Source organism: Kitasatospora sp. MMS16-BH015 (genome assembly GCF_002943525.1).
GTDB lineage: Bacteria > Actinomycetota > Actinomycetes > Streptomycetales > Streptomycetaceae > Kitasatospora.
In genome coordinates this window covers 910,207-923,818 of the sequence record NZ_CP025394.1, presented here as the reverse complement: position 1 = coordinate 923,818, position 13,612 = coordinate 910,207, and the positions used below count along the sequence as shown (strand labels likewise).

The following is a 13,612-nucleotide window of genomic DNA, read 5'->3' as shown; positions in this document are numbered from 1 at the left end:
GCTACGGACGCTGCCGGTGAAGCGGCGACCTTTCGGACCCGGGTGGCAGGATCGGCATAGTCCGTGATCGCTTGCTGGAGGGGGAACCGTGGGGCGCGTGCTGGGTATGGGCGAGACGCTTCGGTACACGAGTGCGAAGGACAGCGGGCCGGCCACCGTCGACGGCTTCAGCAACTTCTACTTTGTGACGGACAGTCCAGGCTAGAAGCGTGCGTTGCTCGAAGCCGGGATCAATCCGATGGCGAAGATCACGGCCGCGGCCGGGGTGCGGCGGCCCGCCGTGATGATCAGGTCCAGTCCATGGAAGGCCGGTTCGGAGCAGACTCCGTGGCACGACGTGTTCGATCTCGACAACGGGCATGTGCGCTACTTCGGCGACCACAAGTTCGACACTGCGAAGCCGCTCGGAAGTACCACCGGCAATGCGGCCCTGCTCGAGGTGTTCGACGGACATCAGGCTCCGACGGCCGCGGGCCGGGCCGCCGCGGCACCGCTCCTGCTGTTCCGCTCGGTGTCACGGAACGGGAAGGTCAAGGGCCACGTCGAGTTCTGCGGTGTCGGTCTGATCGAGCGGGCGGAGCGGGTGGTCCAGTGGGCGGGAAGGGCCCGCACCACCTTCACCAACTACGTCTTCGACCTTGCGGTGATCGATCTCGCCGCAGAGGGTGACAAGCTGGACTGGGAGTGGATCACGGCCCGACGCGTGGCCAGTCGGTCCGACGCCGAGGTGCTGGAGCTGGCCCCCACTGCGTGGCGGGAGTGGGTCAAGCGCGGACACTCGGTGCTACCGCGGGTGCGCCGCCGGGTGGCCCGAAGCAGGGTGATCAAGGTGCGGGACCAGCGCCCGGCGAGCGGCAGCACGGCGGAGACGGATCTCGAGGCGGTGTATCGGCGCTTCGACGGGGACAAGCACGCGTTCGAGGCCCTGGCGTCCGCGGTTGCAGCCCGGGTGATGCGCGCGTCCGGACACAGCTACACCGAGGGGTGGCTCACCCGACGGTCGGGCGACGGTGGGGCGGACTTCGTAGGCCGGCTGGACCTGGGCAGCGGGCTGGCCGGCACGAAGCTCGTCGTCCTCGGGCAGGCGAAGTGCATCAAGCCCGACAGTCTGGTCTCCGCCGAGCAGATCGCCAGGGTCGTCGCCAGACTCCGTCGCGGGTGGATCGGGGTGTACGTGACCACCGGTTCGTACTCGGAACCGGCTCAGCTCGAGATGGTGGAGGACCAGTACCCCGTGGTCCTCATCAACGGGCAGGACCTGGTGAAGGAACTCCGCGAGATCGCGCTGGAGGATCACGGGGGCGATCTCTCCGGTTGCGTCGAGCACCTGCTTAACAGCCGTCCACTCGAAGTTCTCAACCGGAGACCGGAAGAGATCTTGCTCGGTTGATCGGCAGAAGGGCCGGTTCGGGTTGCAGTACCGGTCGCAGCCGGTGACCGGGTGGGGTCGATCGCGATAGTCCACGGAGGTGCGGTGGACAGCGCGTCGGCGGTCACGCAATTCCCCACAAACTGCGGTTTCGTTTCGGCGCAATTCCCCACCCTCGTGGTCACGAGTCCCCATGGGGACGCTGACCGACACCAGGTACACGCGGTGCCGACGTCCGAGGCAGGTCAGGCGGCTGTGATCCGCTCCGGGCGGGTGACTCCCACCCACCGGTTCACTTCGTCGGGGTGGCCGCCTGAGGCTGTCGCCCCCGCGACAGCCTCAGAAAGTGTTGGGTAATTGATCGACTGCTTGGTGTGATGTGCGGCCGGTGATCTTCGTGGTCGAGGAGCCCGCGAGGATCACCGGTATGTGTGTCTGTTCGTGCAAGCCTTCGTACGACTCGTCGTTGACGGATGCTCAGTGGGCGATGATCGAGCCGCTGCTGCCGGGGCGGGATCCGCGCAGGGGCGGCCGGCCGCTGAAGTTCCCTCGCCGCCTGGTCGTCGACACGGTTCTGTACGTCCTGGTCAGTGGTTGTGCCTGGCGGCTGGTGCCGCACGACCTGGCGCCGTGGGACGCGGCCTACCGGTGGTTTCGTGCGTGGAGCGCCGACGGGACGTGGGACCGGGTCCACGACGTGTTGCGTGACCGGGTGAGGGTCGCGGACGGTCGGGATCCGCAGCCGTCGGCGGCGGTGCCGGACTCCCAGTCCGTACGCAGTCACCAGGGCGGCGAGGCGATCGGCTACGACGCGGGCAAGCGTGTCCGGGGCCGCAAGCGGCACCTGCTGGTGGACAGCTGTGGACTGGTCCTGAAGGCGGTCGTGCACTCCGCGTCCGTCCAGGAGCGGGCGGGCGCGAAGCTGGTCCTGGCCGGCATCCGTGGTCTGTTCCCGCGGGTCGGGCTGGTCTGGGTCGACGGCGGCTACGTCAACGCGATCGATGCCGGTCTGGTCGGCTGGGCTGCCGCGCACGAGGACCTGACGGTGGTGGCGGTGCCGCGCAACGCGGATGTGAAAGGCTTCCAGGTGCTGCCCCGCAGGTGGGTGGTCGAGCGGACATTCTCCTGGCTGGGGCGGTGCAGACGGTTGGCACGGGACTACGAGCGCAAGACCGCGCACGCCGAAGCGATGATCAAGGTCGCCATGATCCGCCTGATGGCCGCCCGCCTCGCCGGCGAGGAGGTCGAACCACGCGGCCCCATCGAGACCGAAGCAGCCCGCCGCCTCGCCGACGACCTCAAGAACGAGTAGCCACCCGCTTACCCAACACTTTCTCAGGCGTCGGCTCACCGTTGTGGGAGCCGGGCAGGCGGCCAGGACGGAGTGCTCGGCTGGCCGCCGTCGAACGGGGTCCAGCACCAAGGGGCGTCGAACCTTCACGCGCGTCCGTCACGGTCGACGAGCTTGTCACCGGATTCCAGGAGCCAGAAAGGGCGGAGCGAGGACGGCAGAAGCCCAGGCCGCGGCCGTCGTTGCGCTGAGGCGCGGCTTGATGGGGTCTGCCTGCCGGGCTCGCGGGTAGACCGCCCGACCACGGGCCCCAGAGGTCATGACCACTGAGCTACGCATTACATACGGGTTGGTAGGGAAGCCCCTGGGTTGCGTGTGCCCATTGTTGGGGGGTCATTGCCTTGCCCGTGTAGGAGCAGAGTCGGGTGGCCAGTGCGTTTGGGTTGGTGTCGATGAATCTGATGGATGAGGAGGTGTCGACGGCGAGCCAAGCCGAGTTCGGCGTGAACGTGGTGATGGGCGTTCCTGAGTACGACGTGGGGATGCTCACGATCAAGGCGGGCGACGAAGAGTCGCGGAGGCTCCACAGTTGAACGCCCGCCGCACTCCACGTCGCCATGAGTGTGTCGCCCGCGTTGAAGGCCATGCCCTGGACACCGGGCTTGGTGGTGACAGCTGCCGTTGCCCGGGGATGGGCCGGATCGCGGACGTCCCAGAGATTTACAGTGTTCGCGCCGGAGCCGTCCGAGGCGAGAAAGTGCTGGTCGTCGCTGAGCGCGACCTCACCGCCGGCATTGTCGGTGAGCTGAACCGCGGTACCTGATTTGCTGTCAGGGAATTTGAGGAGAAAGAGCGTGTTCTTCACGGCGGGAAAGCCGAGGACAGCGGCGACCACGCTGCCAGAGCCGTGGACGTTGCCCTTGTTGCCGCCTCCCAGAGGGGTGTCGGCCACATGGACCGGGTGGTCCGGGTCGGTGACATCCCACCACGTGAAGCCGTCCTTGGCGGCGACGACGGCCTGATGGTTGTTGAGCAGGCCGGCCACGTCTGCCGGGTCTGGGGCGGGGAGTGAACCGGCTTCGGTGGCGCTGCTCCCGTTCACTCGCCAGAGTTGGAGCTTCCCACCGCCCTGCACGGTGGCCAGGTCCTTGTCGACGGTGACCGCTGTGGAAATGATGAAGTCGCCCAAGCCGGTGGGGTAGGTGGTGAAATCGGCTGTGGTGAGCGCGGTGCCGGCTATCGGATGGCTCGGATCGCTGATGTTCCACAGCTGTGGGCGGCCGCTGTGGTCGACGGTCAGCAGGGTGATCGCGTTGACGAACGTAACCTGCTGCAGCGTGTCCGGGAGATCGATCGTGCCTACGGGCCGCGCACCGGCGGTGTCGTCGATGGTCCAGAGTCCCACCCGGCTTGGGCTGCCGGGATGTAGTTTCATGGACATCTGGGCTGCCACCAGGTGGCCGTCGGGGCCGATGTCCCACTGGTCGCGGCTGTCAAATATTGACATGCCCTCCGCCTGGGGCGTGGGGTCACGCCAGAGGCGTACGGTTCCGTCGGTTCCGCCGGTGAGGATCGCACCGCCGGAGGTGTACGCGAGGGTGTGGCTGTCGAAGCTGGTCTTGGCGCAGAACGGGAGCTCTTATCCGGGCTGATGTACTGGACGCTGGTCAGGCACATCGCGCTGTTCGAGTCGTTGATGCCCGTGCCTCCCCAAGCGATGCGGCCGCCGTTGGGACTGAAGCTCACGCTCATCAGATCGCCTACCGTGCGCAGAGGGTCCGCCTCGATGGGTGTGGACGGGTCGCTGGTCTTCCAGAGGTCCAGCCGCAGGTCGCCTGCGCCGGCCAGCCAGGCACCGTCCGGGCTGAAGGCCAGTGACTGGTATCCGGTCGGGATCGCGGCCGCGGGGGCGGGCTTGGCGGGGGTGGTGAGGTTCCACAGCTGGGTGGTGCCGTCTTGGTTGGTGGCGGCCAGGGTGCGGCCGTCGGGAGAGAAGGCCACGGCCCCGATCTTCTTGCCGGAGCCCTTGCCGGGCAGGGTGGACAGCAGGCTGGGGTGTGTCGGGTCGGTCGTCGACCAGAGCAGGCTGGAACCGGCGTCGGTGGCGCCGGCCAGTAGCGTTCCGTCCGGGTTGAAGGCCAGCGAGGTGAGTGTCAGTTCGCCGCTGGGCCACGGGTGGGGTGTAGGCAGTTGGCCGAGCCGGGCCGGGTGCTGCGGATCACTGAGGGAGATCAGGCACAGACCGTCCTGGTCCGGGCACAAGGCCGCGAGCTGAGGAGCGCGCGGTGCCAGGGCGATCGCCCCTCCCTTCGTGGAAGGCAGTGTTGACACGAGGTGGGGGGTGTCGAGGTGGCCTGTGTCCCAGACCCGGACCGAACCGCTCTCGCTAGAGGCCGCGACCAGCGGACCGTGCGCCTGTGCAACCACTTGCACGACAGGGCTGCCGGTGCTGGCCAGCACCTGGTCAAGCGGTCCGGCTATGGAGGCGTAGAGCTGGTCGACGGCGGCCTGTGTGGGCGCGGAGCGAAACGCCGCGACCGCGAGTTGGGCGGCCAAGCCGGGGTCGGAGGAGGCGAGAGCCGCCGCGTCGGTGGCCAGGGTGTTTGCCCGGTTGATCGCGGCGTTATGCGCGGCGTCGCGGTGATTGCGCTGGGCACTCACCCCGAGGGCGGCAGCGGCCAGCAGGAGGGCGCACACGGCGGCTACCACACTGGTGAGCGTGCCGCGTCGGCGGCGGTTGCGTCGCCTGCCACGGTCGAGGAAGTCGCGCAGCGCCGCGCTCAGTTCGCCCGAGCGGGCGGGGAGCCACTGACGGGCGGCGGCGAGGGCTGTACGGGTCGGCAGCAGATCGGCCGGGCGCTTCGCGTGCTCCCAGCGGTCGAGGTCGGTCTGCGCACTCTCACGCCAGGCCAGGAAAGCGCGGTCGGCGGTGGTCAGGTCCCGCGTCCGGGCCCAGGCGGTGATCAGCGCTTCGTGAGCCAGCTCGGCGGTCTCGGTACCTCCCCGCCCCTGGATCACCAGGAGCCTCCGCTGGGCAAGGCGTTCGGCGACGGCCCACTCCGCAGCGTCGACCTCGGAGCGGTGGACGGCCCTGCGCACGGGAGCTGCCGCGCCGAGCGGCATCCGCACGAGGCGGGTCAGCAACCGCTCGGCCACGTCGGCCTCCCTAGCGGGCACCACGGCTTCCCAGACTTCATCCGCATAGCGACCGAGGGCGCCGGCCACTCCGCCGAGCCGGGCGTACTTCTGGTGGGTGATCAGCCAGCCGTCTCGTCGGCGCCACAGAAGGTCGAGGGTGAAGCCGAGCAGCGGCAGGACACCGGGATCAGCGCCGGCATCGGCCAGGATGCGCTCAGCGAGGGCTTCCTCGTAGAACACGCCGGGTACGGTGTCGACCGGTCTGGAGACAACCTCGCTCAGCTGCTCGGGGCGCATCGGTTCGAGCGCGTGGACGCGGCGGCTGACAACCGGCCCTAGCACGGGATGGGTGAGGGCGGTGTCGAGCAGGTCGGCGCGCAGGGTGGCCAGTACCGCGAGCTCGGCCGGAGTGGCCGGTCCGCACAGCACCTCGGCGAGCTGCCCGATGCCGTCGTCGTCGTGGGTGAGGAGCTCCTCCAATTGGTCGACGATCACCAGCAGTCTGGAGGCCCCATGCCGTTCCAGGATCCGGAAGACACTCTCGCGGACCCCGTGAGCGCCGAGGTGCGCAGCGAGGTCGGTGATCCGGTCGAACCGTTCTGCTTCGTCGCCGGGTTCGGCTCCCAGCAGCGGCAGCAGTGCAGCGGCCAGTGCGCGCAGAGGCGAGTCGTACCAGGCGAAACGGACGACGACGGTGCAATCACCGGCCCGGCGCCGACGCGGGCCCACCCCCGCCATCGCCAGCGACGACTTGCCGCAGCCGGACGGTCCGACCACAGTCGTCCAGCGTTCGGCAACCGTGACCGACGCCAGTGTGTCTGCGTCGCCGTCCCGGCCGAAGAACAACCCCGCGTCACCTTCCAGAAACGGGGAAAGCCCGCGAAACGGCGACGGCGGCAGGGAATGCGAGCGCAGCTCCGGCCAGCAGGAGAACAGCAGTGAAGCGGGCAGCATGTAGCTGACCGGGGGATTCCCCGTCTCGGCCGCGGCCATCAAGCCCACCACGCCGCCCAGCTCCTGATCCCAGACGGCGCTGCCGCTGAAGCCCGGCGAAACCCGGTAGCCCTCCCCGGCAAGATCGATCTGGGTCCAGCCGTCAGCCTGCCGGGCCCGTAGAACGCCTTGGTGCCACACCCCCGCGGACCGGCCTTGCGGAAGCCCGAAGACCCGCGCCTCGTGACCCCATAGCTGCTGCCCCTGGGTGTCCACCAGCCAGGCCGGCCGGGTACCGACCGGTGCATGCTCCAGGTCTAGGACGGCCAGGTCGGCGCCGACGGGCTGGGCCGGTCCCCACACTCGGACGCTCCCCCGCTCGCGCTCGGGCGACTCCGGGCCCCCGGCCATCGGCGCGTCCAGGGCGAGCCAGGCGTCCGGCGGCGGGACCTGCGCGATCGGTAGGCCAAGGGCGGTGCTGACCACGTGCGCGCAGGTCAGGACCAGCCGGTCGGAGATCAGGAAGCCCACGCCGACCGGAGCACCGGACTGGCCGTAGATTCGCACCAGGGCAGCTTCCAGAGCCTCCGGGACGGCTAAGGCGGCCGCGTCGACCCCGGTCACTCCGCGGCCTCCGCCGCAGGGTGGGGATGCCAGGTCAGGGAGACCTTGAAGTGGGCTTGCGCGGTGGTGCTGGAGATCACGAGGTCGGCCTCGGCGGACATCGAGAGCCCGAATTCGAGGGACACCTCGTCCGGTGTGTGGGCCATTCCCCCCCAGGCCCTCGACGAAGGCCTCCGCGACCGGCCGGATTCCGGTCAGCATCTCGCCCAGCGACCGTGCGGCGCGTGCGGCCACCTGGCCGGGCCGGGAGACCGGCACCAGCCCGTCGTCCGGCGACTCGACCTCCACTCGCACCGACTCCTGCGATCCGATGCTGCTACCGACCGGTAATTCGATCAGGTACCTCATTCCCGCCCCCACTTCACTTCTCCGCCGATGCGACTGGGAACGCCGCACAGGTCCGCATGTACACGTACTCGGCCAAGAGTGACGGAGCATCGGCGATAGGGCCAGGCAGAGAGACCGGCAATTGTTGGCCGCCACGGTTGACCTCGGCCGCAAGCGCCAGAGTGCTGCTCGGCCTGGCGAACTGCCGCCGATCGGGTGCCTCTTCTACGGCCGTACCGTTGCCACTCCCCTGACCCGGTTCGTACCGGGGGCATCCGATGAGCAGGTCGCCGTCGTCCGGCCCAGCGACCTCCGCCCGAGCTTCCGGATTGGCCGCGAGCGGCTCCGTGTTCGCGACGCTTCGCGGTCTCTCGAGGCCGGGCCTGCGTCGTTACCGCGGACGGGTGTCCCGGCCACCGTGCCCGGGTCGGTGGGTGGTTTCTAGCGGTCGTTGCAACACGTGGTTGGTTGTCTAGGCCGTGTGGAGTTTATGCAGGCGCTCGGCTGGGGTGTCCCAGTCGAGCGTTTTGCGTGGGCGGCCGTTGAGTTGGGCGGCGACGGCGGCCAGGTGTTCGGGGCTGTGGACGGACAGGTCGGTGCCCTTGGGGAAGTACTGGCGGAGCAGGCCGTTGGTGTTCTCGTTGGAGCCGCGCTGCCAGGGGCTGGCGGGGTCGCAGAAGTAGACCGGGACGTCGGTGGCGATCGTGAAGTCGGCGTGCCGGGCCATCTCGGCGCCCTGGTCCCAGGCCAGGGACCGCCTGAGGTGGGCGGGCAGGGTCTGGACGGTCGCCACGAGGGCGTCGCGGACCTGTTCGGCGCCGCGGCCGGCCGGGAGGTGCAGGAGCATGACGTAGCGGGTGGCGCGCTCGACCAGGGTGCCGATCGCCGAGGCGCCGTCCTTGCCGATGATCAGGTCGCCCTCCCAGTGGCCGGGGACGGCCCGGTCGTCCGCCTCCGCGGGGCGTTCGCTGATCATGACCATGGGGTGGGCGAAGCGGGGGCGGCGGGTGGCGGCCTGCCGGTGCGGGATCCGCCGGGCCCGGCCGGTGCGCAGGGCGGCGGCGACCTCGCGGCGCAACTCGCCCCGGCCCTGGAGGTAGAGGGTCTGGTAGACGGTTTCGACAGCCACGTGCATCTCCGGCCGGTCGGGGAAGGTTTCCCGTAGAGCCTGGCAGATCTGCTCCGGGCTCCACCTCAGGTCCAGGAGGTGCTGGATGAAGTCCCGCAGCTCGGGAGTCTGCCCGATCTTGCGCGGTTTGGGGCGGGGCCGGCGGGCGTTCGCGCGGGCCTGGGCCGCGTGCGGGCGGTAGGCGCCGCTGACCGGGTGGGCGTTGCGGGTGATCTCCCGGCTGACGGTGGACGGGCTGCGGCCGAGTTCCGCGGCGATTGCCCGGACGGTGGCCTTCTCCCGCAGCCGGTCGGCGATGTGGATCCGTTCCGCCTCGGTCAGGAACCGTGACCGCCCTGCCGGCCCGGTCGGCGGCGCCGGCTTCCCGTCGAGGTCGAGGGGAGCCGGCGCCGTGCGCTGGGTGCCGGTCGGCTTGCGCCCGTTACGCCACTTCTGGCCGGTCCTGCGGTCGACGCCGACGATCCGGCATGCCTCGGTGTTGCTCACGCCCTGCTGCACGAGCCGGGAGTATGCCGCCCGCTCCCGCAGCAGCTTCCGCCGACCCTGCGGTCTGCGGTTGCCACGGATCTCGAAGTCCATCGCATCCCCTGAACTGGGGTGTTGCAACGACTCCTAGAACCCAAGGTGGGTCTTGCGGCGACTACATGCCCGAACAGCGAAAGCCTGAAGCTACGTCCGCTTTGGGAGTCGCTTGTGAGTCGTGAGGGCGGGTCAGACCGCGATCGAGATCTACCGCTGACTGAGCAGTTGGGCCTCGGCCCGTTCGAGATCTTCTGGCGTGTCGACGGCCGTGCCCGAGTCGTGAGTGAGCACCATCTGGACCGGGTGGGAGTGTTCGAGGAATCGCAGCATCTCGACACCCTCGGCGCGTTCGAGCGAGCCTTGAGGTAGGGCCCGGAAGATGCCGAGCCCGGCTGGTGTGAAGCCGTACAGACCGAGTTGGCGTAGGTAGGTCGGTCGATCGCTCTTCGGGTAGGGGATGGGCAGGCGGGAGAACATCAGGGCGCGGTGGTCGTTGCCGGTGACGACCTTGACGACGTTGTGGTCCTGGACTGTGGCCGGGTCGGTGAGCCGTGAGCACGCCTTGACCGCGAGGACTCCCGGGGGAAGGCTGGCCAGCGCGGTGGAGACGGAGTCGATGGCGGCGGGCTCGATGAACGGCTCGTCGCCTTGGACGTTGATGTAAGCGTCGGCGTCGAGGCGTTCGGCGCACTCGGCGACGCGGTCGGTGCCGGTGGGGTGGATGCCGGTCATGATCCAGGGGATGCCGTGGTCCTCGCATACGGTGGTGATTCGCTGATCGTCGGTCGCGACGACCGTGTGCGTGATGGTGGTGGCCTGCAGACAGCGCTGGTAGACGTGCCAGAGGAGCGGCTTTCCGGCCAGGTCGGCGATCGGTTTGCCGGGGAAGCGGCTTGCTCCCCAACGACAGGGGATGACGGCGATGTGGCGGTTGGTGTTGGGCGTGGGCAGCTGTGTCTCCGTGGACGGCATCGGTTCTCCGTGGCTTGGTGCTGGGGCGAGTGAGAGCAGCGGGGCCGAGGCGACGCCTCGGATGGCGGATCAGGATGAGATGGCAGCAGTGACGTGGGTGAGGGCTGCGAGTTGGTGGCTCATGCCGGTCGAAAGGTCAACGGTCGGCTTGTATCCGAGGAGCCGGCGCGCACGGGCGAGGTCGGCCCGGGTGACTGGGACGTCGCCATTGCGGGTGGTGTGGGCCTGGATCTCGATGGGTCGGCCGGACAGTTCCTGAGCAGAGCGGATGATGTCGCGCAGCGTCGCGCTGGTACCGCCGCCGACGTTGACGACTCCGCCGGGGGCCTGAGGGGAGGCGGCGGCGATGGTGGCGGTGACGACGTCGTCGATGTACGTGAAGTCGCGCTGCTGGTGGCCGTCTCCGTAGAGCCGGAGCGGGGTGCGGGCGAGGGCGGCGTTCAGCGCGCGGTGGATGAACATGTCGGGGCGCTGGCGTGGCCCGTAGACGGTGAAGTAGCGCAGGGCGACGACGGTGGTGGGGGAGCCCGGCCGGGTGGCGTGGGCGAGGCAGAGTTGTTCCTCGGCGAGTTTGGTGACCGCGTAGGGGGACGCCGGGCGGGTGGGGTCGTTCTCGGCGCTGGGGGTGCCGTCGGTGGGGCCGTAGACGCTGGAGGAGGAGGCGACCACGAGGCGGGGGACGCGCATGGTCGTGGCGGCGGTCATGACGCGCTGGGTGGCCAGGATGTTGGAGCTGACGTAGTCGCTGAACTCCGGTCCTCAGGAGGGTCGGACGCCGGGGATGCCAGCGAGGTGGAAGACCGCGTCGGCGTCGAGGAGCAGGGGTTCGACCGCGCAGGTGAGAAGGTCGGCGGTGACGTGGATGTAGGCGGGGTGGTCGAGGATCCGGGCCAGGTTGGCCGCGGCGCGCGGGTCGTTGTGGTCGCGACGGTCGACGCCGATGACGGTCGTGCCGGCGGCCAGGAGCGCTTCTGCGAGGTGGGAGCCGATGAATCCGGCCGCACCGGTGATGACGGCGCGCTGCGGGGCATGGGGTTGGGCTTGGGACATGGCGGGGCTCCGAGGTGGCGGGAGTAGTTAAGGCAGGAGGCGGGCGAGGGTGGCGCGTCCGTGGGCGGAGAGGTCGCGGTCGGCGTTTTCGTGGCCGCGGACCAGGGCGGTGACGGCCTCGTAAGCGGCGAAGAGGTGGAGGAGGTTCTCCTCCACGCTGGTGAGGCATCCGTAGCCGCTGAGGAAGGCCTGGCGCAGGTGCGGGGAACGAGGCCAGTGCCGGAAGGCGAGCCGGGCCAGGTCGCGGATGCGGGCGTCAGGGCGGCTGTGCTCGAAGTCGACAACGGCGAGGGTTTTACCGACGCACCAGTTCCGGGGCTGGTAGTCGAGGTGGCAGACGGCGGCTTCCATGCGCTGGTGGGTGAGTTGGTCGGCAGCCTCGCTCAGGGTCTGGTGCTCCCGAGCGGATAGGAGTTCTGCCTGGTGTGCCTTGGCGATCCAGGTGCGAAGACGGCTGCTGATCTTGCTGCACAGGTCTGGGTCAGTGATGGCGGTAGCGGTGTGGAGCGCGCGCAGGGCGGCTCCGGCAGCGCGGTGGGCGAGCTGTTCGGCGTCCGAGCCTGGTGGCAGGGTGTTGGCGCGGCGGCCGGGAACGGCGGTGATGAGCAGGACCAGGTCGGCATGGTGCTGGGCAACCAGATCGGGTGTTCGTGCGGCGAGATGACGGGCCCAGCCCGCGTAGGCGTTGACCTCCTGAGTGAAGCGGGCTGGTTGGTGGTGCTGCTTGGCGAAGTAGCGGGTGCCTCGGCTGTCGGCCAGGTGGAGGACGCGGTCGGGTAGACCGGGTTCGGCGATGATGGTGACCGGGCCGACGCTCCTGCGGGCGAGGACCAGACGCGGGTCGTCAGTGCGGGTGATCACGGCTGCTCCGGTGGAGGAGCCAGGTGGGCGGTGTTGTTGTGGCTGTGCAGGAGCCAGCGCTGTTGGCCACGCTGGTTGCGGTGATGCTGCCAGCGGGTGAGTGAGGCGTGGTCCACGGAGAATCCGTTGACGGAGCCCAGTGGGAGGCCGAGGAGCAGAACGTGGGCTGCTATGACGGTCTCTCCGTGCGCGGCGAGGAGGAGCCGACCAGTCTGATGGCGGGTCAGGAGTTTGCGCAGGTGGGCTCCGGCCCGCTGAAGGTAGCCGTTCCAGGTGTCGGAGCCTCGGGCCCACGGGGTATCGGGGCGGGTGTGTGGCGCGCCGCCGAATGAGTCCTTGACCTCGCGCCAGGGTCGGCCGTCGGCGTCGCCGTGCTCGGGGCCGTCGAAGCCGGGGTCGGTGAGCAGCTGGAGGCCCATGGCGAGGGCGAGGATCTGCCCGGTCTGCTGGAGGCGGAGCCGGGGACCGGCGTACAGGGCGGTGAACGGCGAAGCGGCGTGTTCGGCGGCGAGGAGTTCGGCGGCCTGTTCGACCTGGTGGCGGCCGAGGTCGGTCAGGCCGGTGCAGGTGGCCGGGCCGCCGACCAGGCCGGCAGCGTTGCAGTGGGCCTGGCCGTGCCGCAGGAGCACGATTTCGCTGGTGATCACTGCGCCTCCTGGGTGAGGGGCTGGGGACGGCCGTTGCGGTAGTGGTCGCGGTCGGTGTACGGGGCGGTCAGGGCGCGGTGCAGGAGGAGGAAGTCGTCCAGCTGGGTGGTGGTGAGGTAGCCGAGTTGCCGGTGGTGGCGACCTGCGGCGGTGTTGTAGTGCTGTACGGCGTCGCGGACGGCCTGCGGCGGCAGGGGGCCGTGGCTCAGAGCGAGGGTATGGATGAGCTTGGCGAGGTCGTAGCCGAAGGGTGCCAGGGTGAGGTCGTCGACGTCCACGGTGTACACGGTGCTCGCGGTGATCAGGACGTTGCGCGGGTTGGCGTCCTTGTAGAACGCGGCCGGGCCGTCGGCAGTGCGCCCGAGAACACCGAGAAGAAGGTCGAGCGCTTCACGGTCCGAAATGAAGCCCTGGAGGAGGCGACGCTCCAACGCTCGGCGGCGCGGGGAGACGTAGTCGGGGAGGCCGGCGCCGTCGGCGAGCGCACGTGGTCGGTCGAGGCGGGCGCCGCGCAAGTCGTACGTCCAGGCGGTCCCATGGGCGTCGCCGAGCATGGTGGCCAGCGGGAGCAGGTCACGCGGTTCGCCGTGCCGTCCCTCGATACGGCCGAACGTCAGTGGCTGTTGTCGTTTCGATCTTGAGGGGCGCGGGTCGAACGGGGGTCTCGATCGGGTGAGCGCAGCGGCCGCCGCGCATGAAAGCAGGGCCTCTTGGTAGCTCGAAGGGTGTCTACGCCAAAGAGCGGTCCA

At 69.5% G+C, this 13,612-nt stretch carries 10 protein-coding genes and 1 pseudogene; 2 read left to right on the top strand and 9 right to left on the bottom strand.

Annotated features, from left to right (window positions below):
• Window positions 1–214 precede the first annotated feature (214 nt).
• Together CFP65_RS04035 and CFP65_RS04030 are read left to right on the top strand one after the other, a co-directional pair.
• Complete coding sequence (locus tag CFP65_RS04035; protein ID WP_371682358.1) at window positions 215–1,390, top strand: restriction endonuclease; 1,176 nt, start codon at window positions 215–217, stop codon at window positions 1,388–1,390.
• Between the two features lie 406 nt (window positions 1,391–1,796).
• Window positions 1,797–2,681 carry an IS5 family transposase gene (locus CFP65_RS04030; RefSeq protein WP_104820641.1) on the top strand — a complete coding sequence of 295 codons (885 nt, stop codon included), beginning with the start codon at window positions 1,797–1,799 and terminating at the stop codon, window positions 2,679–2,681.
• A gap of 310 nt (window positions 2,682–2,991) precedes the next feature.
• Here the strand turns inward: CFP65_RS04030 and CFP65_RS04025 are convergent, their stop codons facing one another.
• From CFP65_RS04025 to CFP65_RS03985, 9 genes and pseudogenes are all read right to left on the bottom strand, one after another.
• Window positions 2,992–4,167, bottom strand: a complete 1,176-nt coding sequence (locus CFP65_RS04025; protein WP_158702015.1) for a WD40 repeat domain-containing protein — start codon at window positions 4,165–4,167, stop codon at window positions 2,992–2,994.
• Entirely contained in the window at window positions 4,092–7,355 is a 3,264-nt protein-coding gene (locus CFP65_RS04020; RefSeq protein ID WP_158702014.1) for a trypsin-like peptidase domain-containing protein, read from the bottom strand. The genes CFP65_RS04025 and CFP65_RS04020 overlap by 76 nt, the downstream gene beginning before the upstream one ends.
• On the bottom strand, window positions 7,352–7,480 hold the full coding sequence (locus tag CFP65_RS40480) for a CU044_2847 family protein (RefSeq protein ID WP_254552214.1): 129 nt from the start codon (window positions 7,478–7,480) through the stop codon (window positions 7,352–7,354). Before CFP65_RS40480 ends, CFP65_RS04020 begins: the two co-directional genes overlap by 4 nt.
• A gap of 674 nt (window positions 7,481–8,154) precedes the next feature.
• Window positions 8,155–9,297 (bottom strand): IS30 family transposase, encoded by a 1,143-nt coding sequence (locus tag CFP65_RS04010; RefSeq protein ID WP_371682514.1) that lies wholly within the window; start codon window positions 9,295–9,297, stop codon window positions 8,155–8,157.
• A 243-nt stretch (window positions 9,298–9,540) separates the two neighbouring features.
• Window positions 9,541–10,305 (bottom strand): 3-deoxy-manno-octulosonate cytidylyltransferase, encoded by a 765-nt coding sequence (locus tag CFP65_RS04005; protein ID WP_104814776.1) that lies wholly within the window; start codon window positions 10,303–10,305, stop codon window positions 9,541–9,543.
• A 69-nt stretch (window positions 10,306–10,374) separates the two neighbouring features.
• Window positions 10,375–11,355 (bottom strand): annotated as a pseudogene (locus tag CFP65_RS04000) (NAD-dependent epimerase/dehydratase family protein).
• Window positions 11,356–11,382: 27 nt separating this feature from the next.
• Window positions 11,383–12,216 (bottom strand): phosphotransferase, encoded by an 834-nt coding sequence (locus tag CFP65_RS03995; RefSeq protein ID WP_104814775.1) that lies wholly within the window; start codon window positions 12,214–12,216, stop codon window positions 11,383–11,385.
• Complete coding sequence (locus CFP65_RS03990) at window positions 12,213–12,863, bottom strand: histidine phosphatase family protein (protein WP_104814774.1); 651 nt, start codon at window positions 12,861–12,863, stop codon at window positions 12,213–12,215. The genes CFP65_RS03995 and CFP65_RS03990 overlap by 4 nt, the downstream gene beginning before the upstream one ends.
• Window positions 12,860–13,417: a phosphotransferase gene (locus CFP65_RS03985; protein WP_158702013.1), complete on the bottom strand. Its 558-nt coding sequence runs from the start codon at window positions 13,415–13,417 to the stop codon at window positions 12,860–12,862. The genes CFP65_RS03990 and CFP65_RS03985 overlap by 4 nt, the downstream gene beginning before the upstream one ends.
• Between the last annotated feature and the right edge of the window lie 195 nt (window positions 13,418–13,612).

What these genes read in the sequence shown, in the direction of transcription:
- CFP65_RS04025 (WP_158702015.1), bottom strand. Translation starts at nt 4,167, where the DNA reads ATGTCAATATTTGACAGCCGCGACCAGTGGGACATCGGCCCCGACGGC.
- CFP65_RS03985 (WP_158702013.1), bottom strand. Translation starts at nt 13,417, where the DNA reads ATGCTCGGCGACGCCCATGGGACCGCCTGGACGTACGACTTGCGCGGC.
- CFP65_RS04030 (WP_104820641.1), top strand. Translation starts at nt 1,797, where the DNA reads ATGTGTGTCTGTTCGTGCAAGCCTTCGTACGACTCGTCGTTGACGGAT.
- CFP65_RS04005 (WP_104814776.1), bottom strand. Translation starts at nt 10,305, where the DNA reads ATGCCGTCCACGGAGACACAGCTGCCCACGCCCAACACCAACCGCCAC.